Source organism: Bacillus coreaensis, from assembly GCF_050586445.1.
In the GTDB taxonomy this organism is placed as follows: Bacteria; Bacillota; Bacilli; order Bacillales; family Cytobacillaceae; genus Robertmurraya_A; species Robertmurraya_A coreaensis.
The window spans coordinates 42,502-66,783 of sequence record NZ_JBOCCY010000020.1 but is presented as its reverse complement, the minus strand read 5'-3'; the positions used below and the strand labels follow the sequence as shown (position 1 = coordinate 66,783).

At 40.4% G+C, this 24,282-nt stretch carries 27 protein-coding genes; 21 read left to right on the top strand and 6 right to left on the bottom strand.

The genetic code is table 11. From position 1 onward, the window contains the following. The first annotated feature begins 349 nt into the window (after positions 1-349). The 7 genes from ACQ5H4_RS20825 (at position 350) to ACQ5H4_RS20795 (ending at position 7,402) form a co-directional block, all read left to right on the top strand. Positions 350-526 carry a hypothetical protein gene (locus ACQ5H4_RS20825; RefSeq protein ID WP_430776879.1) on the top strand — a complete coding sequence of 59 codons (177 nt, stop codon included), beginning with the start codon at positions 350-352 and terminating at the stop codon, positions 524-526. Further along, a complete protein-coding gene (locus ACQ5H4_RS20820) occupies positions 523-1,635 on the top strand; it encodes a GerAB/ArcD/ProY family transporter (RefSeq protein WP_430776878.1) in 1,113 nt (370 codons plus the stop codon). The genes ACQ5H4_RS20825 and ACQ5H4_RS20820 overlap by 4 nt, the downstream gene beginning before the upstream one ends. After that, positions 1,632-3,221 (top strand): spore germination protein, encoded by a 1,590-nt coding sequence (locus tag ACQ5H4_RS20815; protein ID WP_430776877.1) that lies wholly within the window; start codon positions 1,632-1,634, stop codon positions 3,219-3,221. The genes ACQ5H4_RS20820 and ACQ5H4_RS20815 overlap by 4 nt, the downstream gene beginning before the upstream one ends. Next, the gene (locus ACQ5H4_RS20810) at positions 3,218-4,435 is read left to right on the top strand and encodes a Ger(x)C family spore germination protein (protein ID WP_430776876.1); all 1,218 of its coding nucleotides are present in this window, start codon (positions 3,218-3,220) and stop codon (positions 4,433-4,435) included. The genes ACQ5H4_RS20815 and ACQ5H4_RS20810 overlap by 4 nt, the downstream gene beginning before the upstream one ends. Before the next feature lie 84 nt (positions 4,436-4,519). Next, positions 4,520-5,662 (top strand): DEAD/DEAH box helicase, encoded by a 1,143-nt coding sequence (locus ACQ5H4_RS20805; protein WP_430776875.1) that lies wholly within the window; start codon positions 4,520-4,522, stop codon positions 5,660-5,662. Between the two features lie 72 nt (positions 5,663-5,734). Continuing rightward, positions 5,735-7,201: an amidase family protein gene (locus tag ACQ5H4_RS20800; RefSeq protein WP_430776874.1), complete on the top strand. Its 1,467-nt coding sequence runs from the start codon at positions 5,735-5,737 to the stop codon at positions 7,199-7,201. A 63-nt stretch (positions 7,202-7,264) separates the two neighbouring features. After that, positions 7,265-7,402: a hypothetical protein gene (locus ACQ5H4_RS20795; RefSeq protein WP_251522638.1), complete on the top strand. Its 138-nt coding sequence runs from the start codon at positions 7,265-7,267 to the stop codon at positions 7,400-7,402. Positions 7,403-7,437: 35 nt separating this feature from the next. Here the strand turns inward: ACQ5H4_RS20795 and ACQ5H4_RS20790 are convergent, their stop codons facing one another. Beyond that, the gene (locus ACQ5H4_RS20790; protein WP_430776873.1) at positions 7,438-8,973 is read right to left on the bottom strand and encodes an FAD-dependent oxidoreductase; all 1,536 of its coding nucleotides are present in this window, start codon (positions 8,971-8,973) and stop codon (positions 7,438-7,440) included. A 140-nt stretch (positions 8,974-9,113) separates the two neighbouring features. On the opposite strand from ACQ5H4_RS20790, the gene ACQ5H4_RS20785 reads away from it, so the two are divergent. Next, complete coding sequence (locus ACQ5H4_RS20785; RefSeq protein WP_430776872.1) at positions 9,114-9,926, top strand: Fpg/Nei family DNA glycosylase; 813 nt, start codon at positions 9,114-9,116, stop codon at positions 9,924-9,926. Between the two features lie 37 nt (positions 9,927-9,963). On the opposite strand, the gene ACQ5H4_RS20780 is transcribed toward ACQ5H4_RS20785, so the two are convergent. Further along, complete coding sequence (locus ACQ5H4_RS20780; protein ID WP_430776871.1) at positions 9,964-10,101, bottom strand: hypothetical protein; 138 nt, start codon at positions 10,099-10,101, stop codon at positions 9,964-9,966. Between the two features lie 121 nt (positions 10,102-10,222). Here ACQ5H4_RS20780 and safA point away from each other — a divergent pair, with 121 nt between their 5' ends. The 8 genes from safA (at position 10,223) to abc-f (ending at position 17,018) form a co-directional block, all read left to right on the top strand. Next, positions 10,223-10,837: a SafA/ExsA family spore coat assembly protein gene (gene safA / locus ACQ5H4_RS20775; protein WP_430776870.1), complete on the top strand. Its 615-nt coding sequence runs from the start codon at positions 10,223-10,225 to the stop codon at positions 10,835-10,837. Between the two features lie 447 nt (positions 10,838-11,284). Beyond that, positions 11,285-11,629: a lmo0954 family membrane protein gene (locus tag ACQ5H4_RS20770; RefSeq protein WP_430776869.1), complete on the top strand. Its 345-nt coding sequence runs from the start codon at positions 11,285-11,287 to the stop codon at positions 11,627-11,629. A gap of 23 nt (positions 11,630-11,652) precedes the next feature. Beyond that, positions 11,653-12,297, top strand: a complete 645-nt coding sequence (locus ACQ5H4_RS20765; RefSeq protein ID WP_430776868.1) for a PspA/IM30 family protein — start codon at positions 11,653-11,655, stop codon at positions 12,295-12,297. A gap of 90 nt (positions 12,298-12,387) precedes the next feature. Beyond that, on the top strand, positions 12,388-13,125 hold the full coding sequence (gene liaF, locus ACQ5H4_RS20760; protein WP_430776867.1) for a cell wall-active antibiotics response protein LiaF: 738 nt from the start codon (positions 12,388-12,390) through the stop codon (positions 13,123-13,125). Then, positions 13,122-14,159, top strand: coding sequence for a sensor histidine kinase (locus ACQ5H4_RS20755; RefSeq protein WP_430776866.1), 1,038 nt, complete (start codon positions 13,122-13,124; stop codon positions 14,157-14,159). The genes liaF and ACQ5H4_RS20755 overlap by 4 nt, the downstream gene beginning before the upstream one ends. Beyond that, positions 14,152-14,784 (top strand): response regulator transcription factor, encoded by a 633-nt coding sequence (locus tag ACQ5H4_RS20750; protein ID WP_430776865.1) that lies wholly within the window; start codon positions 14,152-14,154, stop codon positions 14,782-14,784. The genes ACQ5H4_RS20755 and ACQ5H4_RS20750 overlap by 8 nt, the downstream gene beginning before the upstream one ends. Before the next feature lie 81 nt (positions 14,785-14,865). After that, positions 14,866-14,991 (top strand): RAxF-45 family protein, encoded by a 126-nt coding sequence (locus tag ACQ5H4_RS20745; protein ID WP_430776864.1) that lies wholly within the window; start codon positions 14,866-14,868, stop codon positions 14,989-14,991. A gap of 143 nt (positions 14,992-15,134) precedes the next feature. Then, complete coding sequence (gene abc-f, locus ACQ5H4_RS20740; RefSeq protein WP_430776863.1) at positions 15,135-17,018, top strand: ribosomal protection-like ABC-F family protein; 1,884 nt, start codon at positions 15,135-15,137, stop codon at positions 17,016-17,018. A 360-nt stretch (positions 17,019-17,378) separates the two neighbouring features. On the opposite strand, the gene ACQ5H4_RS20735 is transcribed toward abc-f, so the two are convergent. Further along, positions 17,379-17,678 (bottom strand): hypothetical protein, encoded by a 300-nt coding sequence (locus tag ACQ5H4_RS20735; protein ID WP_430776862.1) that lies wholly within the window; start codon positions 17,676-17,678, stop codon positions 17,379-17,381. 287 nt (positions 17,679-17,965) lie between these two features. Between ACQ5H4_RS20735 and ACQ5H4_RS20730 the strand changes: the two genes are divergently transcribed. The 3 genes from ACQ5H4_RS20730 to ACQ5H4_RS20720 all read left to right on the top strand — a co-directional run bounded on the left by ACQ5H4_RS20730 (position 17,966) and on the right by ACQ5H4_RS20720 (position 20,199). Beyond that, the gene (locus ACQ5H4_RS20730; RefSeq protein WP_430776861.1) at positions 17,966-19,297 is read left to right on the top strand and encodes a polysaccharide biosynthesis protein; all 1,332 of its coding nucleotides are present in this window, start codon (positions 17,966-17,968) and stop codon (positions 19,295-19,297) included. A gap of 50 nt (positions 19,298-19,347) precedes the next feature. Further along, positions 19,348-19,785 (top strand): DUF1284 domain-containing protein, encoded by a 438-nt coding sequence (locus tag ACQ5H4_RS20725; RefSeq protein ID WP_430776860.1) that lies wholly within the window; start codon positions 19,348-19,350, stop codon positions 19,783-19,785. Positions 19,786-19,998: 213 nt separating this feature from the next. After that, positions 19,999-20,199: a cold-shock protein gene (locus tag ACQ5H4_RS20720; RefSeq protein ID WP_066052591.1), complete on the top strand. Its 201-nt coding sequence runs from the start codon at positions 19,999-20,001 to the stop codon at positions 20,197-20,199. A 43-nt stretch (positions 20,200-20,242) separates the two neighbouring features. Here ACQ5H4_RS20720 and ACQ5H4_RS20715 read toward each other — a convergent pair whose 3' ends face one another. Both ACQ5H4_RS20715 and ACQ5H4_RS20710 read right to left on the bottom strand, forming a co-directional pair. Then, positions 20,243-21,175: an SDR family NAD(P)-dependent oxidoreductase gene (locus ACQ5H4_RS20715; RefSeq protein ID WP_430776859.1), complete on the bottom strand. Its 933-nt coding sequence runs from the start codon at positions 21,173-21,175 to the stop codon at positions 20,243-20,245. A gap of 76 nt (positions 21,176-21,251) precedes the next feature. Further along, positions 21,252-21,824 carry a TetR/AcrR family transcriptional regulator gene (locus ACQ5H4_RS20710; RefSeq protein ID WP_430776858.1) on the bottom strand — a complete coding sequence of 191 codons (573 nt, stop codon included), beginning with the start codon at positions 21,822-21,824 and terminating at the stop codon, positions 21,252-21,254. A gap of 142 nt (positions 21,825-21,966) precedes the next feature. On the opposite strand from ACQ5H4_RS20710, the gene ACQ5H4_RS20705 reads away from it, so the two are divergent. Then, the gene (locus ACQ5H4_RS20705; RefSeq protein ID WP_430776856.1) at positions 21,967-22,959 is read left to right on the top strand and encodes a Gfo/Idh/MocA family protein; all 993 of its coding nucleotides are present in this window, start codon (positions 21,967-21,969) and stop codon (positions 22,957-22,959) included. 58 nt (positions 22,960-23,017) lie between these two features. Here ACQ5H4_RS20705 and ACQ5H4_RS20700 read toward each other — a convergent pair whose 3' ends face one another. Beyond that, complete coding sequence (locus ACQ5H4_RS20700) at positions 23,018-23,374, bottom strand: YckD family protein (protein ID WP_430776855.1); 357 nt, start codon at positions 23,372-23,374, stop codon at positions 23,018-23,020. A 318-nt stretch (positions 23,375-23,692) separates the two neighbouring features. Here ACQ5H4_RS20700 and queF point away from each other — a divergent pair, with 318 nt between their 5' ends. Next, the gene (queF, locus tag ACQ5H4_RS20695) at positions 23,693-24,190 is read left to right on the top strand and encodes a preQ(1) synthase (RefSeq protein WP_119706693.1); all 498 of its coding nucleotides are present in this window, start codon (positions 23,693-23,695) and stop codon (positions 24,188-24,190) included. The last annotated feature ends 92 nt before the right edge of the window (positions 24,191-24,282 follow it).

Genomic DNA, 24,282 nt, shown 5'->3' with positions numbered 1-24,282 from the left:
TCACGGGTGAAGAAGTAAGGAAAAAGAAACGAGGTTAAAAGGGAAGAAGGCCTTTGAGGTCTGGCCAGTAGAAGTAGTACACTTGGCGAACCCTTCAGTAGCCTTTTAGGGTTTGGTCAGTAACAAAGGCTTTTAGCCGCAGAGAAAACCACCCGTTCTTACGGGTGGTTTTTATTTTACGTAAAAATAGATTTTTCGGGATTTCTTTCCAAGTGAGCATAATTCACCCACTAGTAACAAATGATATACAAAAGTGGAATGGGAGTTAGTTTTTATTGGATAAGGATGATTGTTGTTGGTAACCTTTTTGTTTACTTTCATATTGCTAGGGTCTATTGGAGTGATTACTATGTTTGATCTGTTTTTATATGAGCAGTCGCTTCTATCAATTTTGGATCAGAATGTTTTCTTTGAAAAAGGGACAAGTCAATGGATGTTGTACGTGAATTTATTTGTCGGATTGATCTACGGTATGGTGGTAGATTACCGATTTAGGAAAAGTAAAAAATCAAGTAAATCGTCATGAAAAATATACTTGTTGAGAAGTTGTCCCTTTGGCAATTATTTATATTGATTTTTATTTTTGAAATTGGAAGTGCGGCCGTAGTAAGTACGGGGAATGATGCAAATCAGGATGCTTGGATTGCGATTGGATTAGCCATGTTCTTTGGGTTGGGGTTAGCCTTCATGTATTATTTTGTGCTTTCAAGGTTACCGGGAAAAAATCTCTTTGAAATTTTCCAATTTTGCTTTGGAAAGTGGTTAGGCAATTTATTCATTTTACTGTATATTTTGTACTTTCTTTATATTGCTTCCCGTGTTCTTCGGGATTTTTGTGAACTGATTGTTTCGTTTATTTTTGACGAAACTCCGATTGAGTTTATCGCGATAACCATGTTAGTCGTGATTATGTATATGTTGTATTTAGGGCTTGAAGTGATGGGAAGAACAAGTGAGGTGTTCATGCCCTATTTTTTCTCCTTTATCATTATTATAGGTATAGCTGTTTTTATCTCGGGTGAAATGGAATTTGAAAATTTGTTTCCGATTCTTGGTGATGGATTTAAACCGGTGATGAAAGCTGTATTTCCACAGCTATTAACTTTTCCTTTTGGAGAATTAATTGCTTTTACTATGATTATCCCGTATACATCAAAATTTAAAAAATCTAAAAAAATAACCCTACTTGCTGTTATGGCAAGTGGAGTAATGCTTATTTACAATGCCGTCTTACAAATTACCACTCTTGGTGTAGAGGCGAGAGCAAGATCGAATTTCCCTCTGTTATCGTCGGCTCGGGAAATATCCTTATTAGAGTTTATCGAACGGGTTGATCTAATCGTTGTTTTCATCGTCATGTTTGGAATTATTGTTAAAGTAAGTGTGTTTTTCTATGGAGCATTAAAAGGATTAGAGCTTTTAAGCAATCGACCCTATCGGATGTACGTGGTACCGATTGGAACGATTATTGCTTTTATCTCAGTGAAAATTAGTGATAATTTCGCTGAGCATATTGAAGAAGGTCTAATCGTGGTTCCATTATTTATGCATGTTCCGTTTCAGATGCTTTTTCCACTTATGGTTCTACCAGTTCTTCTATGGAAGACGAGAAAGAACAAGGAGGGAAGTAAATGAGTTTGTTTAGTTCATTGTTTTCAAGGAAGAAAAATAAGAACAACGGAAAACCAACAGAGGAAGAGCTTTTTGAACAGCAGGAAGTACCAAAGCAATATTATAGCCAAGTGGAAAAAAATAAAAAGCTTTTAGAAGAGCTGTTCAAGGGAACCTTTGATTTTAAGTGTGAATTCATAAAAATTGGAGGACAGAAAGCCTATATAACGTATTTAAGCACCATGACTGACAAAAATGAGCTCTCTAATCGAGTGATTCAAACTGCGACCAATCATCCGAACGATATTTCATTCAGTAATATGATTGAAATGAGAGAGCTCTATTTTCCTTCGATTGATTATAAAGTGGCGGAAAACTTTCATCGAGTGGTATGGGCGATATTAAATGGGGAAGCAGTCATTATGGTCGATGGGTACTCTGAAGCGCTTTCGTTAGGGATTGGATTGCCAGAGCAACGCGCCATTTCAGAACCTAGCACACAGACGATTATTCGTGGACCAAAAGACGGTTTCGTAGAAGGACTGCCGATAAATCTTTTATTAGTCAGAAAGCGTCTGAAAAATCCTCGCCTTAAGTTTGAAATTTACCAAATGGGTAGGGATTCAAAAACCAATGTAGCATTAGGGTATATTAATGACATTGCAAATGAAGATCTATTAAAAGAAGTAAGAGAACGATTGAATAAGATTGATGTGGGCGCCTTACTTGATTCAGGGAATGTTGAAGAATTTATTGTCGATAAGACCCTCACTCCCTTTCCGCTCGTGTATAACACGGAACGGCCTGATAGCATTTGCGGGCACTTATTAGAGGGGAAAATGGCTATATTTGTAGATGGTAGCCCCTTTGTATTAACGGTACCCACTCTATTTGTTGATTTTTTTCAGGCATCAGAAGATTATTATCAGCCATTTATTATGTCAAGCTTTGTTAGACTCATTAGATATTCGTCTTTCATGATTGCCCTTTTATTTCCATCCTTATATGTTGCTATTTCCACCTATCACCATGAACTTATGCCCACACAGCTATTGATCAGTGTTCAAGCACAACGGGAGGGTGTACCATTCCCGGCTGTTATTGAAATCATGATTATGGAGCTTTCCTTCGAAGTGTTGAGAGAAGCTGGCGTACGGATGCCAAGGGTGGTTGGACAGACGGTCTCGATTGTTGGGGCGCTTGTTATAGGACAAGCGGCAGTAGAAGCGGGTCTCGTGTCGAATGTTCTCGTTATTGTAGTCGCTTTTACCGCCATTGCGAGCTTTGTGTCTCCTATCTATAGTTTTTCCATTGCGACTCGCTTGCTCCGTTTTGTTGTTATATTTAGCGCGGCCTTTATGGGGTTATATGGTGTTCTCCTATTTTTAATCGTTATGGTTATTCATTTAGTGAGTCTTCGGTCCTTCGGCATCCCCTACTTGGCACCGGTCGCACCGTTTCAACCAAGAAATCAGGATGATGTATTTGTTCGTGTGCCGATATGGTTAAATAAAAATCGACCTTCGTATTTATATCCAAAATCACCTGTCAGAAGTGAAGAGAATAACCATCCAAGTCCCCCAGATCAGTCGTTAGGAGGGGGAAAATGAAACTAAAAACTGCATTATCCATTTTGGGATGTGTCGTTATTTTAACCGGCTGTTGGGATCGAATCGAATTGAACGATGTTTCAATTGTAACAGGGCTTGCGGTAGATGAGGGAGAGAACAGTAAATATCGATTAACCATCGAGGTAGTAAACGCAAGTCAATTTTCTACAAATCAAATGGGCGGAGAGGCTGCTCCGGCCTTAACTTACTCACTTGAAGGAAATTCAATATCTGAACTTCTTCATAAAATGAATATTGGAATCACAAGAAGATTAATTTTTTCTCATACAAGGGTGCTATACATTAGTGAAACCATTGCGAAAAAAGGAATTTTGGAATTTATTGATTACCTTGATCGTAGCGGTCAATTTCGAAATGACTTTAACATCATGATAACAAAGGGTGAAAAGGCGGAAGCGTTTGTGAAAGTAACCTATCCCATTCAAAAGGTCCCTTCATTAAAAATACATAAGCAAACAAAATCCTTTAATGAGGAGTGGGGAGGAGACCCGGGAGTAAGACTAACCGATTTTATTTCTGCCATAACATCCAAAGGGCGTAATCCTGTGTCAGCTACATTAGTGATTAAAGGGGAGCCCCAAAAGGGAGAAAGCTCTGAAAATAATATGAAGACGAGTGTGGATACTCTTGTAGAAATGGACGGGATAGCTGTTTTCAGAAATGACCGATTAATTGGATATTTAAGTGTAGACGAAACAAGAAATTACTACTGGACGCAAAAGCTACAGACAACAAGTATGAGTGTGCCTTGTTCAAACGAGGAAAAAAAACCAGAGGATGAAAGATATATCGCTGTTACCGTGTCAGAAACTCATACAAAATTAAAAGTCGATAACTCGAATGGAAAGCCTGTTTTAAAGGTGAAGATCAATGGTGAAACAAGAATTGAAGCCACGCAATGTATGAATGATTTAACGAAAATTGATACCTATGATCACTTTGAAGAGAAAATCAATCGGTACGTGGCCAATAATATTCAGGAAACCATCAAGAAGGTTCAAACAGAGTTTGGTGTTGATATTTTTGGTTTTGGAGAGGCATTTAATCGACAACATCATAAAGAGTACAAAAAGGTAGAAAATAACTGGAATGAAGTATTTGCACAAGCTGACGTAGAAGTTGATATTAATCTTCACTTAAGAAGATCTGGAGTTAAAGGGAAAACCTTTATAACTGAAATTCCAAGAGAATAGACATTATGGGGTCTTTCAGCTAGTATTTAAATAGGTTTATTAAGAGCGAGCTGAATACATCAGCTTTGATTAAAGGAGAAGCATATGAGTACGACAATTGTAAACGAGCTACAACCATTTATACAGGATGTATGGACAAAAGAAGGATTTAAAGAGTTAACGAGTGTTCAGACGAAGGCAGTCCCTTTCATCGTAGAAGGCAAAGATGTGATCGCGGAGTCGCCAACAGGAACGGGAAAAACACTTGCGTATCTTTTACCAGTATTAAATAAAGTGGATCCTGAGAAACGAACGATTCAAGCAGTTATCCTTGCTTCTTCGCAGGAGCTTGTTATGCAAATCCTTTCAGAGATCCAAAAATGGAGTGAAGGAAGCGGAATTCGTTCTGCCTCTTTTATCGGAGGCGCTAACGTGAAGCGTCAGCTTGAAAAGCTAAAGAAGCAGCCTCATATTATTGCCGGAACTCCGGGACGAATGATGGAACTGATCGCACAAAAGAAAATCAAAATGCATGAGGTAAAAACGATTGTACTTGATGAAGGGGATCAGCTTTTAACAAAAGAGCATCTACAGACTGTTAAGAATATTGTAAAGTCCTCACAGGCGGATCGCCAAGTGGTCTTATTTTCAGCGACTCTACCAGAGCATTCCGTGACGTTAGCAAAGGAATTAACGAAGGATGCTAAGGTTATTAAAGTGACGAAAGATGAAACGATTGAGTCTGGTAAGGTTGACCATGTGTATTTTGCTGCGGAACAACGAGATAAAATTAAGCTGCTTGAAAAAATCTCACGCTTGGAGGAAGCAAGTGTCCTAGTATTTATTAAAGATATTGGAAACCTGAATGTTGTGTCAGAAAAGCTTGCCTTTCAAAATGTAAAAGCATCTGTTTTACATAGTGATTTAAACAAGGACAAACGTAAAAATGCGTTGAAGGATTTTCGAACAGGCAAGGTGAATATGCTGCTTGCTACGGATGTTGCAGCAAGAGGGTTAGACATAAAGGGGATCACACATGTGGTTCATTATGATTTCCCTAGAGATATCGAGCAATATGTCCATCGATCAGGACGTACAGGAAGATTTGGGGCAGAAGGTACAGTTATTTCTTTAGTAAATGAACGTGAAGAAAGAGACTTAAAGAAATTTTCTCGAGATTTAAAAAAGGATGTTGAGAAAAAGGTGTTCTTTAAAGGCCAAATGGTGGATGCGAATTCAAGAAAGTAAGTTCCAAGGAGTGGGAGAGATTCCCACTCCTTGTTGTATAATAAAGGTATATTTTAAAAAGGGGTTGGAGGAATGGAGAGTCCACGTTTACATAAAGCTTATAAAGAGTGGCTTGAAGAAGCGACGGTCGATTTGATTCAGGAAAAGATGACTTCTGGGGAGATTACCTCAAAAGAGCTTGTAACCTTGTATTTGCATCGCATTCGTACGGTAGACCCAAAAATCAACTCTGTTCTTGAAGTGAATCCTCACGCAATTCAGATTGCTGCCAGTCTTGATGCAGAACGAAAATTGACGGGACCACGTGGCCCGCTCCACGGAATTCCTGTACTAATTAAGGATAATATCGATACGGGTGACCATATGCATACGAGTGCAGGTTCCTTAGCACTGGCTCATTCCTATGCAAAAGAAGACTCAAAAGTAGCGGCTCTTTTAAGAGAAGCTGGTGCAGTCATATTAGGAAAAACGAATATGACGGAATGGGCTAATTTTATGGCTGAAGGAATGAAAAGTGGCTATAGTTCACGCGGAGGACAGGTGTTAAACCCTTACGGACCCGCTCAGTTCGATGTGGGAGGTTCCAGCTCGGGATCAGGTGCTTCCATTGCAGCCAACCTAGCTGTTGTAGCTGTAGGGACCGAAACCTCTGGCTCGATCTTAAGTCCAGCTAGCCAAAATTCTTTGGTAGGCATAAAACCGACGGTAGGATTAGTGAGTCGAAAAGGGATTATTCCCATTGCCCATAGCCAGGATACTGCCGGTCCAATGGCGAGGACCGTTACGGATGCTGTCTACTTATTAAGCGCTTTATCTGCTCATGATGAAAAGGATCCAGTGACGTTAACGAACACCGAATGGGCTGAAGTTGACTTCACTTCATTTTTGGATGATCAAGGGTTAAAAGGAGCTCGAATCGGGATCGCTCGTGATGTGTATTTTGGGTATTTAAATGAAGGTCAGCTTCAGGTGATGAATACAGCCGTTGAAAAGCTGGTCGAGCTTGGTGCCGAGGTCATAGAAGATGTGGTGATTCCGTCAACCGGACGAAAATGGAGCTATGATGTGCTCACATATGAGTTTAAATCGGATGTGAATGTGTACTTAAAAACGGTGGATTCTTCGGTAAAAGTAAAGTCCCTTTCAGATGTGATTCAGTTTAATAAAGATAACGAAGAAACATGCTTAAAGTATGGTCAAGTGGTTCTTGAAGAAGCGGAGGCTACTTCTGGCACACTAACCGAAGAAGCATACCTAAAAGCGCTTGAAGAGGATTTATACTATTCGACAGAACAAGGAATCGATTATGTGTTAAAAGAGCACCAACTAGATGCTATCGTGTTCCCCAATAATTTTGGAGCAGGCATTCCAGCGAAAGCGGGATATCCGTCGATAACGGTTCCCGCTGGTTATACGAGTGAAGGAGAACCGGTTGGAATCACGTTCACCGGGACGGCCTATAGTGAACCCACTCTGATTAAACTAGGTTTTGCGTTTGAACAAGCAACCAAGCATCGAAAACCTCCAATATTCGAATAAGGAGAGGCATTGATTCTCATACTACCTATGTAAGTATCCTCTTTTTAAAAGGAGATGTTTTACATGGGAAGAACAAAGCTTGGGAATGCCAATGCACAGCGTAATAACAACCGAAAGCAACCACAAACGAGCTCAGAGCTAGTTGAGTTTACAACCACAGAAAAAAAGGACATTCACCGAAACCGTCCGACGAATCAATAACAAAAGAACTGGCCGAATTGCTTCGGCCAGTTTTTTTAATCCAATTCCACTTTTTTAAGCGGTTTATTCGCAGGTCCTTCTACTACTTCTCCGTCATAAGAAAAGCGTGACCCGTGGCAAGGGCAGTCCCATGTGCGATCTCCGTGATTCCATTCCACCTCACAGCCGAGATGAGTACAGGTTGTGTCTACAAGATGCAGGCAGCCCTCGTGATCGCGATAAGCACCAGCGCGCTCGCCTTTCACCATCACCACTGCTCCTTCATCAACCTCCACCTCAGCTGGCTCTTTTCCCACATACTCAAGCTTTCCTTTTACTAAATGCTTCGCAACGTCCGCATTAATTTGAATGAATTTTTTAATATCCGGATTGGAATCAAATCGTTGAGGAGCATAAAAATCTCGGTATACATTCTCTTTTCCAAGAATCGTATCTGCGAGGACGAGTGCCGCCTGCGTCCCGTGTGTCATGCCCCATTTACGATAACCTGTAGCAATATGAATATTGGAATTTTTCTCCGTTACCGGTCCAATATAAGGAATTTTATCTAATGTAATCATATCCTGAGCAGACCAGCGGTACTTGTATTCTTTAATGCCGAATACATCATGGGCGAACTCCTCTAGCGCCAGGTAATGCTTCATGGTGTCTACCCCTTGTCCGGTTTTATGACCGTCCCCACTAACAAGAACAAGTTGTTCTCCGTTTTCTAGAGGGGTAGACCTTAACGAGCGAGTAGGTGAGTCGGCACCATAAAACATACCACCAGGAAACTCTTTTTGTGTGGTGACTGCAACGATATAGGAACGCTGGATTTCAAGGCGCGTGAAATAAAAACCATTTTTATCAACAAACGGGAAATGAGACGCAGCAATCACATGATCGCAGGATACTTTTTTCCCATTTCTTAAAACCACCTTAGGCTGAGGGCCCTCCTCTACATCTGTTGCCGTTACATTTTCGTAAACGACCCCACCAGCTTCAATGAATTTTCGTAAAAATACATTCAAATACTTGAGTGGATGAAACTGGGCTTGGTCAGGCATGACAAGGGTTGACATGGATTTAATGTTAAAGGGAAGGGGTTGCTCTGATAGCTCCCCGCGGATGCCAAGCTTTCGATAGGCATCCGCCTCCTCTTCCACTTGATACGCATATTGCTCAGATACCGCAAAAAGTATGGCCTCTTGGGTTGAAAAATCGCACTCGATGCTATGCTCTTTTACCAGTTGGGTGATAAATTTAAGAGCGTCAGCAGAGCCCTGGTAATACATCTTCGCTCGTTCTTCGCCAAAGTTTTGGAGCAATTCATTATATATTAAACCATGCTGAGCTGTTATTTTTGCTGTCGTATGACCGGTCGTTCCATTTAGAACCCTCCCAGCTTCAAGAATGGCAACTTTTAAGCCTTTATTAGCTAATAGATATCCCGCTGTGATACCGGTGATTCCAGCTCCAACAATAGCCACATCCACATGGATATCCTCGATTAAAGAATTGTAAATCGGTAAATCCATGTCTCTCCAGTAAGGCTCTGGAAAGCGGGGCATTTCATAGTCCTTCATAGACATAGCCGTTCCTCCTCAAATCTTCTAGATGAACATAATTTTTCCAATGGAGAGAGAAATATGTATGGCCGAAAGGACAATTTTCCAAGCCACATATTTGGTTTTGTACATACTAAGAGAAACCGAACTTAAGGAGGTCAACCATGCCTGAATTACCAGAAATGGAGACGTATCGGAAGTTGTTAAGTGAGCGATTATCAGGGAAAGAAATCTCTACGGTGACCATCAATCGTGAAAAGTCGATCAATATGGAGAGTGAAACGTTTATATCGAAAGTACAAGGAGCTAGGGTACAGGCCATTCATAGAAGAGCGAAGCACTTGATTTTTAAATTAAGTACGGGAGACAGCTTGCTACTGCACTTAATGCTTGGTGGATGGATGTATGTGGGAAGTGAAATTGACCAGCCGAAAAGAACCAAACAGGTGATTCTTTCTTTTGGGGAGATGGAGTTGTATTTTATTGGGTTAAGGCTGGGGTATCTGCATCTTTTAACAGAAGGGGAGCTAGAAAAGGAGCTAGCTGATTTAGGTCCTGAACCGTTGAATGGGCATTTAACCTATAAAGCTTGGCTTGATTTAATAGGAGAAAAGAGAGGACGGCTAAAAACCACTCTTCTTGATCAGCAATTTATCGCAGGAATAGGGAATTGTTATTCGGATGAAATATGTTATGGAGCCAGGCTAATGCCTACCAAGCAAGCGGATACAATGGATGAGGGAATGCAAAAAGATCTTTATGATGCGATTCAGTCCGTCCTGCAGCGAGCCCTTGGGTTTGGAGGATATATGGACCAGCCTTTATATAAAGGCGATACCTTTACGGGGGGATATAATAATCATTGCTTTGTATACGATCGTGAAGGGGAATCGTGTGGGAGATGTGGAGAAACGATTTGCTTTGAAGAGGTATCCTCAAGAAAATGTTTTTACTGTCCAGGTTGCCAAAGGGAATAAGAAAGTGGCCCGGGAGAGAGAGCCGAGCCAGTGATTTCTATTCTTCCTTTGGAGCGGAATCAATTCGATGTGCATCCTCTAAATCAAGTGCTGTTCTTAGATAATAAATAAACACACCACCAACAATTCCTAAGCAAATAGCGAATCCAACGGTTGTTACCCACATCAAACCCATAGAAATCCCTCCTTTACACACTATATGAAGGGGACGAAGAATCTTTTCCGATTTGGAAACATTCTCCTTGATTTTTTTAGGGGAGGAAGATGAATTCTATTATTGTTAGGAGGTGTTAAATATGCTTAAAAAGCTATTTTTAGGAATTGCTCTATTATTGTCATTGGTTGTTATCCCAACAAGCTCGTTCGCACAACAAGTGTATACGGTTCAGCCGGGAGATAGCTTATGGAAAATTGCTGTTCGCTATCAAGTGGGATTGTCTGAGATCATCCAAGCGAATCCTCAGTTTAAAAATCCGGCCCTAATCTATCCAGGACAAAAGGTAAACATCCCAGATTTTGATGCGACAAAGTCCATCGAAAATCAGGTCGTGCAATTGACGAATCAAGAACGTGCAAAGTATGGGTTAAAGCCTTTTGTAGCGGACTGGCAACTTGCGAGAGTGGCGCGTTACAAATCAGCTGACATGAGAGACCGAAACTATTTTTCTCACACCAGCCCTACATACGGATCGCCATTTGATATGATGAAGAACTTCGGAATTTCGTACCGTAGTGCAGGAGAAAACATTGCAGCCGGTCAACGCACAGCGCAAGAGGTAGTGACAGCATGGATGAACAGTGAAGGTCACCGTAAAAACATCCTGAGCTCTGGCTATACGCATATTGGAGTGGGATATGCCCAAGGCGGATCCAAGCAGCATTACTGGACACAAATGTTTATTTCGAAGTAGGAAAAGTCGGGGGAAACTCCCGGCTTTTTTAATTGTGGGAGTAGAGGGGGAATCGGATCGCAAGTAAAACGGCGGAATCGCAAATAAAATCTGAGAATCGCAAGTAAAATCAGTGGATCGCAAATAAAATCTGAGAATCGCAAATAAAAATTTGAAATCGCTAATAAAATTCCAGAATCGCAAATAAGTTCAAAAAATCGCAAATAAAGAAGACTCAGCTTATAGCAAGTCCCCTTTTTTAACAAAGAAAAGATCTAAATTAACGAGAACTCCCCTTAAAACCTCACCACCCACAACAAAATGACGGGGTAACCCCCTCAAACCCGCGATTTACCACCAGTCCTACCATCCACTAAGCCTCAAGTCGTATATGAAAATCAAGCTTAAGCTCGTTATGAGAAGTTTGAAATCTAGGTAAGATGATATCAAGAAGGGAGGCAACAACAAATGAAAAAATTCGGGTTGCTTTTAATCGGAGGAACTGCAGCGTTAGTTTTATTAGCAAATCTTGGTCCATTGGTAGGGTTAGTTGTCAGCATGGCGATTCTGTACTTTGTGTTTAAGCAGTTTTTAAAGACAGATTCGACAGGGATGAAAATCGGGTTAGGAATCTTAGGATTCATTCTCCTGATGGCATCCATCTCTAACGCACCAGCGATCGTTGGAATTGTCGCTGCATATATTCTCTATGTTGTTTATAAAAAATTTAACGAAACAAAAGTAAAAGAAACCGTTTCAAACGACCCTTTTCAAAATTTTGAAAAGCAATGGTGTGAACTAAATAAAAACTAATTTTAAAAAGAGGAGAGATATTTATGTCAAACTTATTTACTCGATTAAAAAACACGATTGTAGCCGATCTAAATGAAGTAATAGAAAAAAAGGAAAACAAAAATCCCATTGCCATGCTGAACCAGTATTTACGTGAATGTGAATTGGAAACAGAAAAAGTAAGAAAGCTAGTTGAAAGACAATATACTTTGCGTGACGGGTTTACTCGCGAGTTGAAGCAAGCGCAGGAACTGGCTGAAAAGAGAAAATACCAAGCGGAAGTAGCACAAAATGCAGGTGAAACAGAGCTTTACACATTCGCTAGTGCGGAGCAACTTCAATACGAAGAGAGAGCAGCACGATTAAGTGAATCCCTTCGTTACACGGAAAATCAGTTGCAAGAGTTAGAGCAAAAATACGAGGAAATGAAACACAAGCTAAAAGATATGCATATACGCCGCATGGAATTAATGGGGAGAGAAAATCTTTCTCGTGCGCATTATCAAATGAATAAAGTGCTAGATAATGATAATTTCTCTAACCCATCCGTTGCGCGTTTCCAAGAAATTGAGTCGTACCTTGACCGTATCGAGGAAAAAGTAAACACTTCATACTACAGAAATACCATCGATGCCCGCATCGCCAAACTAGAAAAAGAAGTGAAAAAAGAAGAAGCTACTACTTTATAAGAAAAACTGATATTCTAGAAGATGGAAAACTAAGGAGGCGCAACACCAGCGCCTTCTTTAAGTCTAGAGAACAGGAGAGGAGGAATCAACATGGTAGGAAAAAAGAAGAGTGATCTTCTCAGCTGGGCAGTGATGTTTGGAATTGTATTGTTATTACTTGAAGTCACTTTCTTTAATCGTGGACTGATCTTCTCCCTCCTTGTTGCATCAGGAATGATCTATATCGGGATGAAGCGCCAGCCCAAAACATCAGGAAAATTCTTATTTTGGGCAGGAACAATCTTCTTTATTTTAAGTGTATTTAATATGATGACTATTAAAGTCTTTTTGTTTGGGATATTGGGCTATTTAATTTTTCAATTTGCCAAGTCCAAGCGTTCCCCAGAAAAAATACAGCCTGAGGTAGTCGAAGCACAATCGAGTCCTCCACAAACAGAAACGATCGTAAAGAAAACGCCCTTATTTGATAATACTTTTTTCGGTGAACAAAGAACGAAAGACCATGTATATGAGTGGAATGATATAAATATCCAAACGGGAATCGGTGACACGATCATCGACCTAAGCTATACCGTTTTACCAAAAGGTGAGACGATTATATTTGTACGAGGATTAGTCGGGAATATCCAGATTCAAGTTCCTTACGATGTTGAGGTTTGTGTGAATCACAGTGTTCTTGCTGGCTCTAGTAATATATTGAATGTTACAGGAGATAAGCTGTTTAATCAGCGACTACATGTTCAAACGAGCGAGTATGAGAAAGCGGATCAGAAGGTGAAGGTATTCACTTCGATGCTGGTGGGTGACCTCGAGGTGAAGCGAGTATGAGTATCGTACAACGCCAAATTGTGTGGGGAATTAGTCTATCTCTATTCGTTTTCATCTTTTTATCTGTCTCGTTTTTCATGGCTTTTCCAGTCTACAATTGGTCAGAGCTATGGGAACGTAATTTAATGGATATCCCATTTATCTTCTTTCTTCCAAGCGTAAGTATTGCGATTGGAATTTTGTTTGGTTTGGGGTCTGGGTTTTTCTGGCGGAAACAAATGCAAACGATTGACGATCTTCTTCACGAAGTAGAGGAAGGACGCGAAAGTCAGATGGAGAATGGGATTTCGTATGAACCGATTGTTCAAAGAGTTCGTAAAATCCAAAAGCAAATTTCTGACCAGGCAAAAGCCTCTCAGAAGCTTGCGAATGAAAAGGCAGAGGATCAAGAAAATCGTATTCAAGAAATTATTTCTCAAGAACGCAATCGATTAGCTAGAGAGCTTCATGATTCGGTGAGCCAACAGCTCTTTGCGGCATCAATGATGATGTCTGCTATCAATGAAACCAAGCAGGTGGAAAGTGAAGATCGAGAAGCAAAGCAAATGAAGATGGTTGAAGAAATGATTCATCAGTCTCAATTGGAAATGAGAGCGCTTCTTCTCCATTTACGTCCAGTGCCGTTAAAAGGAAAAACACTTCAAGAAGGAATCGAAGAGCTATTAGTCGAACTATCACAAAAAGTAACAATGGAAATAGGATGGAAGGTAGAGGAGTTTCCTCTGGATAAAGGAGTGGAGGATCACCTCTTTCGAATCCTTCAGGAATCTGTTTCGAACATTCTTCGTCATTCAAAGGCGAAGGAGCTAGAGGTTTTACTCATCCAACGAGACAATTTTATCATTATGAGGGTAGTGGATGATGGAGTTGGCTTTGATGTGGAAGAATCAAAAGCTGGTTCGTATGGACTTCAAAATATTCATGAACGTGCCGTTGAGATTGGTGGAACGTGCAAAATTATTAGTGTGAAAAATAAAGGTACCCGTCTAGAAGTGAAGGTCCCGTTGATGAGGAAGGGTGAGAGCAGTGATTAGAGTCGTGTTTGTTGATGACCATGAGATGGTGAGAATTGGAGTTTCTTCGTATTTATCTGCACAGCCAGATATTGAGGTTGTAGGTGAAGCGGATAATGGAAAAGCAGCGATTCCAATGGTCCTAGAGTTAAGGCCAGATATTGTTTTAATGGATTTAGTTATGAAGGAAATGGATGGCATTGAAGCAACACGTCAAATCATTGCAGAATGGCCCGAGGCAAAAATCATCATTGTGACGAGCTTTTTAGACGATGAAAAAGTATACCCAGCACTTGAAGCGGGGGCAACAAGCTATATGTTGAAAACCTCAAAGGCTAGTGAAATAGCGAATGCCGTACGTGCCACCTATCATGGCCAGTCCGTTCTTGAACCTGAGGTAACAGGCAAAATGATGATGAAAATGCGCCAAAAAAATGATGTAGTACCACATGAGGAGCTTACCTCAAGAGAAATGGAAATCCTTCTGTTGATGGCTGAGGGGAAAAGCAATCAAGAAATTGCGGATGATTTGTTTATTGCTCTAAAGACGGTAAAAACGCATGTGAGTAATGTGTTAAGCAAGCTTCAAGTACAAGATCGAACGCAAGCCGTTATTTACGCATTCAAACATGAGCTAGTAAAGTAAAATTTTACATAAATTTCTTGCTTTTCAGCTCCGAAATGAATATGATGAAGGTAATTGAACTAAAAACGGAGGTGGAAAGAGATGAAAAATGCTGTTTTGATGCGCGGATTCTGGATGGGCTATACGTATATCGTCCGTGCAATTTTTGCTGGTTTTGCGAACAACGGGAGAAGTCTGCCCTTTTTAAGCAATTCCATAGCAAACTAAACAGTGAAACATCTCTTATCCACAAATAATGAATGGATGAAAGAGGGCTTTCCGCTCTCTTTTTTTCGTACACATTTTTCGTGCCATGGGATTTTTCCCATGGTTTTTTTTGTATATAAAAAACTCCGGAGGTTCGTTAAATAATGATTACTTTAAGCGTAAATTCCATTAGCAAAATGTTTGGTGGGAACACCATTTTTGAAAACTTATCACTAGAAATTCATGAAGGAGATCGTGTTGGACTCGTTGGTCGTAATGGGAGTGGAAAAACGACTCTTTTTAAGCTATTAGCTGGGGAAGACATACCAGATAGTGGTCAAATACATTGGAGAAAAGGGACAACAATTGGCTATTTGGAGCAAATTCCTGTTTTCCAAAGCGAGATAACGGCTTTAGATGTATTGAAGACTGCATTTGTCTCATTGGTAGAGATGGAGACGCAAATGAAAGAGCTTGAGGTGATGATGGCGAGTCCAAATCTTTCGGCAGTGGAGCTTGAAAGATGCATAGAAAAATACGGACAAATTCAAGATCAATATACACTGCTAGGCGGATACGAAATGGATGCCAATATTGATCGTATCTCGAATGGCCTTTTTATTCGACCACTCTTAGATCAATCGTTTCAGTCTCTAAGTGGAGGGGAGAAAACGAAGATAGGCTTAGCACAACTTCTGTTAAAGCAACCGGATCTATTATTACTCGATGAACCAACGAATCATTTAGATTTGATGTCAGTCGAGTGGCTTGGACAGTTTTTAAAAGAGTATAAAGGTACGGTGGTTATTGTGTCACATGACCGATATTTTCTCGATGATGTGGTGACCAAAATGCTTGATTTAGAGGATTGCGAGATAACTTCATATATAGGGAATTACTCTGTCTTTGTAAAGGAAAAGGAGGAGCGTCTCTTAAAGGAATTTCAGGCATACGAAGAACAGCAAAAAAAAATTAAAAAAATGAAAGAAGCCATTAAAAGACTACGTGAGTGGGCCAATCGTGCCAATCCGCCGAATGAAGGGCTTCATAAGCGTGCACGTAATATGGAAAGAGCGCTTGAGAGAATGGAAAAGCTGGATCGACCGATACTGAATCGTAAAAAGATGAATCTGGAGATGGAGGTAGCTGACCGAAGTGGCAAGGATGTGGTGGTTATGAAGGTGGTAAATAAATCCTTTGGAGAGCAGGTGCTTTTTCAGGATGCTAATCTCCACATTCAGTTTCGCGAAAGGGTAGCCATGATTGGTGAAAATGGGACGGGAAAATCCACGCTTATTAAAATGCTCCTCGGCCAAGAACAGGTTGATAGTGGAGAATTAAAGCTTGGAAGTAATGTGAAGGTCGGGTATCTTTCACAGCATATTTTTCCTGATAAAAAAGACGAAGCGGTCATTGAGTTATTCCGAGATGAAATAAAGGTCACAGAAGGAGAAGCCAGACATATTCTTGCACGCTTCCTGTTCTATGGGCACAGCGTGTTTCGTAAGGTATCTCAGCTAAGCGGTGGGGAAAAAATGCGACTTCGTCTGGCACAGATGATGTATCAGGATTTGAATTTTCTTATTCTTGATGAGCCTACCAATCACTTAGATATTGAATCCCGTGAAGTTCTGGAGGAAGCACTAGAAGAATTTAATGGAACGATCCTGGCTGTATCGCATGATCGCTACTTTTTAGATAAGCTTTTTGATCGCATTTATTGGATTAAAGACAAAAGACTGCATCAGTTCGCAGGTGGGTACCAATGGGCGAGAGGGAAACTGTTAGAAATGCAGCCTCCAAAATTGGAAACACCACCAGTCTGCGAAAAAAAGTCGAGGGTGACTGACACCGTTAAAAAGGCCAGTACGGTAACGATTGAAGAAATTGAGAGCAGGATAGAAAAAATCGAAGCCCATTTAAAAGAATTAAACGAAAAGCTTCAGTTGGAAGAGGAGCTCTCTGTAATTCAAGAGCTTTACGGTGAAAAGGAAACTCTTGAGAGCCATGTGGAAGAACTTTATTCGCAGCTTGAGGAGTTAGCATAGGAAGGCATTGCGAATTCGAGTGAATAAGTATAAATTGACATATAAAATAGCGTGAGTATTCACGCTATTTTTCTTTTAAACAAAGGATTTCTAGTTTGGTTTGTATTCGATAGGACTAACTATCAATTAGACTGTCATATTATCTGCAATTTATACACTTGTAAGCATTTAACCATCGGATTCATACTACCAAAGATGATTTCTTTCTATCCTGTCCGAATAACACCGGGATTCGGACACCCATGTGCAAATATCACCAAGTCTGGTCCGAATCACGCCAGCATTCGGACTCCCAAGCGCAAATACCACCAAGCCTGGTCCGAATACCCCTAGCATTCGGACACCCAAGTGCAAATATCATCAAGTCTGGTCCGAATCACGCCAGCATTCGGACACCCAAGCGCAAATTTCACCAAGTCTGGTCCGAATACCCCCAGCATTCGGACACCCAAGTGCAAATATCACCAAGTCTGGTCCGAATAACACTAGCATTCGGACACCCAAGTGCAAATACCACCAAGTCTGGTCCGAAAAACGCCAGGATTCGGACACCCAAGTGCAAATATCACCAAGTCTGGTCCGAATAACACCAGCATTCGGACACCCAAGTGCAAATACCACCAAGTCTGGTCCGAAAAACGCCAGGATTCGGACACCCAAGTGCAAATATCACCAAGTCTGGTCCGAAAAACGCCAGGATTCGGACACCCAAGTGCAAATACCACCAAGTCTGGTCCGAAAAACGCCAGCATTCGGACTCCCAAATCCAAACTCTCTCAACCCCTGTCCAAACCCCTGTCCAAACCCCTGTCCAAACCCCTTTCATCCAAACAATGCCTGCTTTTTTCGACCCAAAATCCCGACCGCCAAAGTAATTAATGAAAATATTCTCAGAACTTGTCTCATATAGTGTATGGTGAACGCTATTAAATGTAAGGAGAGACAGCATGAGTGCATTTATGAAAGGAACATTATTGTTGGTTGTCGCCACCTTTATGGGTGAGTGTGTAGAGTTTATTGCGAATATGGTACTAGCTAAGGAGTTAGGGGAGCATGGACTTGGTCTGTATATGCAAATTTTGCCAACCATTTTCCTGATTATTATGCTTGCAAGCTTTGAGATGCCCGTCTCGATTTCTAAGTTTATTGCTGAAAAGGATGCCCGCTATCACCAAAGCATGCTTCAGCATGTGATTAAGCTAACAATTATTTTTACTTCCGTATTACTTGCTGCTGTCACAATCATTCTCCCGTATATATCGACATTTGACACGTATCATCCGCTCTTACGTTGGCTTGTCATCTTACTGATCCCGATGATTTCCTTTTCATCCATTGCTCGTGGGTATTTTATGGGGAAACAGCAAATGAGCAAGATTGCATCTACACAACTGGTACGAAAGCTTGTGCAGCTTGGTTTGCTCGTCTTGCTCTTTCAATTGTTCGAATTCCAGACAGATACGGCCATTCTTATTGCCTTTTGTACGTTTGTAGGGAGCGAGTTTGTTATCGTCCTCTATTTAATCCATACGTTTTTTATTCAGTATCATGAGCTAAAAAGAAGGCCAAGAGAGGCCCTTCCTAATCAAGAAGTAAGAAAGAGCTTGATGGCCGTATCTATTCCAACAACGGGACTTCGGATTTTCCATTCGCTCACTCATGCGGTTCAACCTTTTATTATAAAAATTGCTCTTGTACACGCAGGGGTGAGCGAGCAGGCGGCAACGGAACAATTTGGAATGCTCACCGGGGTAGCGATGACGATTGGATTTTTCCCAGCTTTTATTGGCCATTCTTTATTGATCATGCTGATTCCAACTGTTTCAAAAGCGTATGCAAGCGGAGACTTTAACCGGCTTCAACGTTTGTTGCAACAGGTACTAAAAGGGACGGCGTTATACGGAATACCAGCAATGCTCGTCTGTTATTTTTTCGCTGAACCACTTACCAGTATGTTTTTTGAATCATCGGTCGCTTCTGGATATTTGCAGATTCTTTGGCCGTATTTTTTGCTTCATTTCTTTGTCATACCGATGCAGGCTTACTTGATTGGGCTCGGTCTGATGAAGGATGCGTTTTACCATACCGTATGGTCATCAATTATTCAGTTTACCATTATGTACGTGCTTGGCTCACTCCGCGAATTTCAAATGGAGGGAGTTCTGATTGGTCTGAACGCAGGAGCCTTGTTAATCACACTTATGCACTATCTAACCATTTGTAAAAAAATCGGTATCTCTCATTTCTCCCTTAAAAAGCTGGCGGAAGAAAACCGTTAAAGGATTTTGCTATTCTTGCTAGAATATTTGAGTGAGAGGAGGAAGGAAAAATGGAAGACGAAAAGGTGTTAAGAGGGCATCATCTCCTCTGTGTTCATGGTTTCAGAGGAATGGGATATAGCCCAGCCTTTGTTGAAAAGATGACGGAAATTGTAGCAAAAGTTAGAAATGATCATGATGACTTTATGATAAAAACGGTAGCTGCCTTTGATGACGCATGTATGGCCTGCCCTCATCGTGGAAACATAAAATGTGAGGCTAGCGCGGGATCAAATGAACATGTTTTGTCTATGGATGAAAAAGTACTCTCTCATTTAGGACTAGAAAAAGAGAAGTCTTACCTAAAGTCGCATTTAATCGCCTTAACAGCTTCCAAAGTCAATCCCGACGATTTGGATCATCTATGTAGGGGATGCTCTTGGCTACCATACGGAGTTTGCAAAGAAGGGATAGAAGAGCTCCGAAAAAAATTTCATCATCTCTATTAAAGTTATAGTAGAAAAAAGTAGAGCTTTGCTTCAATTTGTTTAATCCTGTCAAAAGGACTCGAAAAATAAACGTTGAATGCGTTTGCTAAAACTAGTTATTGATGGTAAGATGTAAGAGAATTATTTTTGTTCGGTATGTAAGAAATCACTTCTTTATATCAATGAGAGCAAGGATAGTATTATAGGTGTCAAGGCACTAGGAGGTAACTCACAATGGAAAAAGGTAAAGTAAAATGGTTTAACGCAGAAAAAGGTTTTGGATTCATCGAGCGCGAAGGTGGAGACGATGTATTCGTTCACTTCTCAGCTATCCAAGGCGAAGGCTTCAAGACTTTAGAAGAAGGTCAAGAAGTTACTTTTGACGTAGAACAAGGACAACGTGGAGCACAAGCTGCTAACGTAAACAAAGCTTAATTTAAGCTTGAAAAAAAGACTCTTTACGAGTCTTTTTTTGTTTCTATTTTTTGGCCAACTCTTTTAAGTTTTCAACAATGCCAACTTGATAGGGTGTTTTTGGAAGTGGGCCAATGAGTGTTTCATACTTGGTGGAGTCAAGGATGACGGGTGTTTCATTTAAATACATCATCTCTGTCACTTCTCTCATGGAAGGATTTAATAGACCGAGAGCCGCAATCATCCGTCGGCCAATCATTTTTACCTTCAGAGGTTTATCAAGATAATGAGAGGCAATCTTTGCAATTTCTTCTCCAGATATCGTGCCCGCACCAGAAATATTCCAATCTTGATTGTAACAGTCCTCTCTCAGGGCAAGTTCGACAAGTGCTTTTGCACCGTCCTTCGTATAAATAAATTCACGTTGAAGGGTCGTGTCTCCAACAAAACCAGCCGAGTGTTTTTTCAGCATTTGCTTAAAGGTGTATTGAAGGATCGTACTCTCTGCTTTAGGTCCATAGAAATCTGGGAAGTAGGCAATCATGTAGGGAACTTTTGATGTTTGAATTAGATTTTGCAGCTGTAAGCGAATGTTTCCTTTTTTCGTATGTGGATGTCTAGAGGTATGTTCAGAAACCGGTGATGATTGTCTGCCGTAAGAATAAATATTATCAACGTAAATAAGTGGTTTCTTGTGTTTGGCACATTGAGTAAGAACAGCTTCAAGAATCTGAAATAAGCCAGGATTCCATTTTTCATAAGGAATATTGATAGTGTGAAAAACGAGATCGACCTGTTTCACTGCCTCGCCTAGGTGCTGTTCATTCAACACGTCACCAACCATGGTCTTTGCAAGCGGACCCCAATCCTGTTTGTAATGAGCTAGTTTTTCAGAAGAACGTGCAAAGGCAATCGTTTCGATCCCTCTATTAACAAGTTCTTCTACTAAAGCAAATCCCATGCCACCAGTTGCACCTAATACCAATGCTTTTTTCATATGAAACTCTCCTTTTATTCATTATTGACCACTGTTCAATAAAGTGTAAAAATAAAAGGCTTGTGTCGCCCTTCATTTATTTCAAAGCTTTTAATAGAAACTCCACATGCGATTGAGCTAGTAGTTTCACGTCCTCAAAGGTGGTTTCGGTTCGGCAATAATGGGTGACAAACCCATGAATCCCAATAAACAAAGACCATATCTCCTTTGGTGAAAGTGGCTTGGATGCTAGGCTAGCAACCGCATTGGCAAAATGTAAATAGCTGTTATTTGGAGCCTCGAGTAAATATCCTTTAATCTCTTCATCCTTGATCAGAAACATGACTTCATATTGAGGCTGGTGGGTTAGGCCGAAACGGATGTACTCAAAAAGAATCAAGTACAGTTTCTCATCATTCGAGTTGGTTGGAGTGGAAAGCACCTTTTCAAGTACTTGATCCAGAGTAAGGAAATCTTGAGTGACAATTCCATAAAAAAGCTCGGCTTTATTTTTAAAATGGTAGTAAATTGCCCCATGGCTACACCCAAGCTCTTTTGCCAGCTTCCTCATGGAAAAAGAAGAATAGCCACTAGTTACAAATAATTCACGAGCAACATGGATAATAGCTTCTTTGGTTAGTTCGTCTTGTGCAGATTTTCTAGGAGACAAAGATTTCACCTCATTAATTGAACACTGGTCAATTAAATGATACCTTTATTTCCTAATGTTGGCAAGAGGATTTTGATGAAGGTTGAAAAAATCGTAAGAAGGGAAGATAATGGTAGCATACTAACGGCAAAGGAGAAACATAATGATACGCTTTGGTGTAATAGGAACCAACTGGATTACAGAATCATTTTTACAGGCGGCAAATGAACTGCCAAACTTTCAATTAACGTCCGTCTATTCTCGGTCAGAAGAGAAGGCGAAGGGATTTGGGGAGAAATACCAGGCTACGCATTTATTTACAAGTCTAGAGGAAATGGCAAAAAGTGAACATCTGGATGCGGTGTATATTGCAAGCCCGAACTCTTTTCACGCAGAACAAGCGATTTTATTATTAAAGCATGGAAAGCATGTTCTTTGTGAGAAAGCGATTGCCTCGAATAAAGCTGAATTAGAGAAAATGATCCAAACAGCGAAGGAAAACAATGTTCTTTTAATGGAAGCATTAAAATCCACCTTTGTTCCAAACTTTGCTGTGATTCAGGAGAATTTGGAGAAAATCGGTCAGGTACGCCGCGTATTTGCAAGCTATTGCCAGTATTCCTCTCGCTATGATGCGTATCGAAGTGGAACGATTTTGAATGCATTTGACCCTACTTTTTCCAATGGGGCATTGATGGATATTGGAGTGTATTGTATTTATCCAGTCGTGGCGCTATTCGGGAAGCCTTTATCCGTTAAAGCGTCTGGTGTCTTGCTGGAATCCGGCGTGGATGGAGAAGGAAGTATTCTTTTAACTTATAAAAATATGGATGCCGTGTTGATGTACTCAAAAATTACGAACTCTAGCATTCCTTCTGAAATTCAAGGGGAAGACGGTAATCTAGTAATCGATAAAGTGAACACGCCAGAAAAGGTCGTACTTGAATACCGAAATGGAGAAAAAGTAGACCTCTCCGTTCCACAAAAAGTAAATTCTATGTATTATGAAGCAAAGGAATTCATTGAACTGATTGAAAAAGGCGAGACGGAGTCAAACATTAATACATATGAAAACTCCTTGGTAACGATGGAAATTATGGATGAAGTCCGCAAGCAAATTGGTGTAAAATTCCCAGCGGATAATAAAGGGTTATAATTCAATAACCAAAAAAAACGGGCCACTTCACGTTCATGAGCTGGTCCGTTTTTCGTTGTTATTCTTCGCTTTTATGGTGATCGTGTGGTCCGCGATTGGCCCCACCGTGTGGCCCTTTAAAAATAAAGCCATTCTCTTCAAGCATTTTGTAATGCTCTTCGAAACGCTGAATCATTTTGTCGGCTTTTTCCTTCGGGATCACGCCAAATTCTACGTATTTTTGAATCAGTTGTTTTTTCTGCTCCAAAATACCTTTATGTAGTTTAGCGAGTTCTGCCTTTTGAGCGTCGGTTAACTTCACCTCTTGGGTGTTATTAGCATCTTCCGGTTTTTCCACTTCTGCAAAAGAAGACGTGGCACCAAAGATGGACATCGAAAGCAAGCATGCAGCGATGATTCCAACAAATTTCTTCATTCATTTCCCTCCTTATCTTTACTCGAAGGTTAATTTTTCCTAATGGTGCATTAAATATGCACCATTCGCTAAAAACAAGTGGAATAAAAAACCGTTGACACTTTTACAGAAATTCACTATAGTAACGATGACATATTCATATTCCCGTGTGTCGGGAGAGGTTCATAGCGAACAAAACCCTCTATAAAAAACTATGGCTTTGATGATTACTATCAACCATATCCAATGAGGATATGGTTTTATTTTTTCAGTCAAGGTTATGTTTTCTATGCCTCTTTACGTTTTGAACACGGTTCATATTAAAAGGAGGTTCTTTTCATGAGTGGAAGAAAAGATGAAGAATTAGAAGGTGTAACTTTATTAGGAAATCAAGGGACGAAGTACTTGTTTGAGTATTCACCTAGCATTCTAGAGGCGTTTGATAATAAGCACCCGAATCGCGATTATTTTGTAAAATTTAACTGTCCGGAGTTCACTAGCCTTTGTCCAAAAACAGGTCAGCCGGACTTCGCTACCATTTATATTAGCTATATTCCTGATCAGAAAATGGTAGAAAGTAAGTCATTAAAGCTATACCTGTTTAGCTTTAGAAACCACGGTGACTTCCATGAAGATTGCATGAACATTATCATGAACGATTTAATTGAATTAATGGATCCACGCTATATTGAAGTATGGGGGAAATTTACTCCAAGAGGCGGAATCTCGATTGATCCGTACACAAACTATGGCAAGCCTGGTACGAAATACGAAGAAATGGCCCATTATCGCTTAATGAACCATGACTTGAATCCAGAGACAATTGATAATCGCTAAAAACCATGAGTGCAGAGATTGAATTCTCTGCACTCATGGTTTTTCTTATAGAACAGAACTAAATTTCCTATATTTTATTTTTTTCTAAAAAT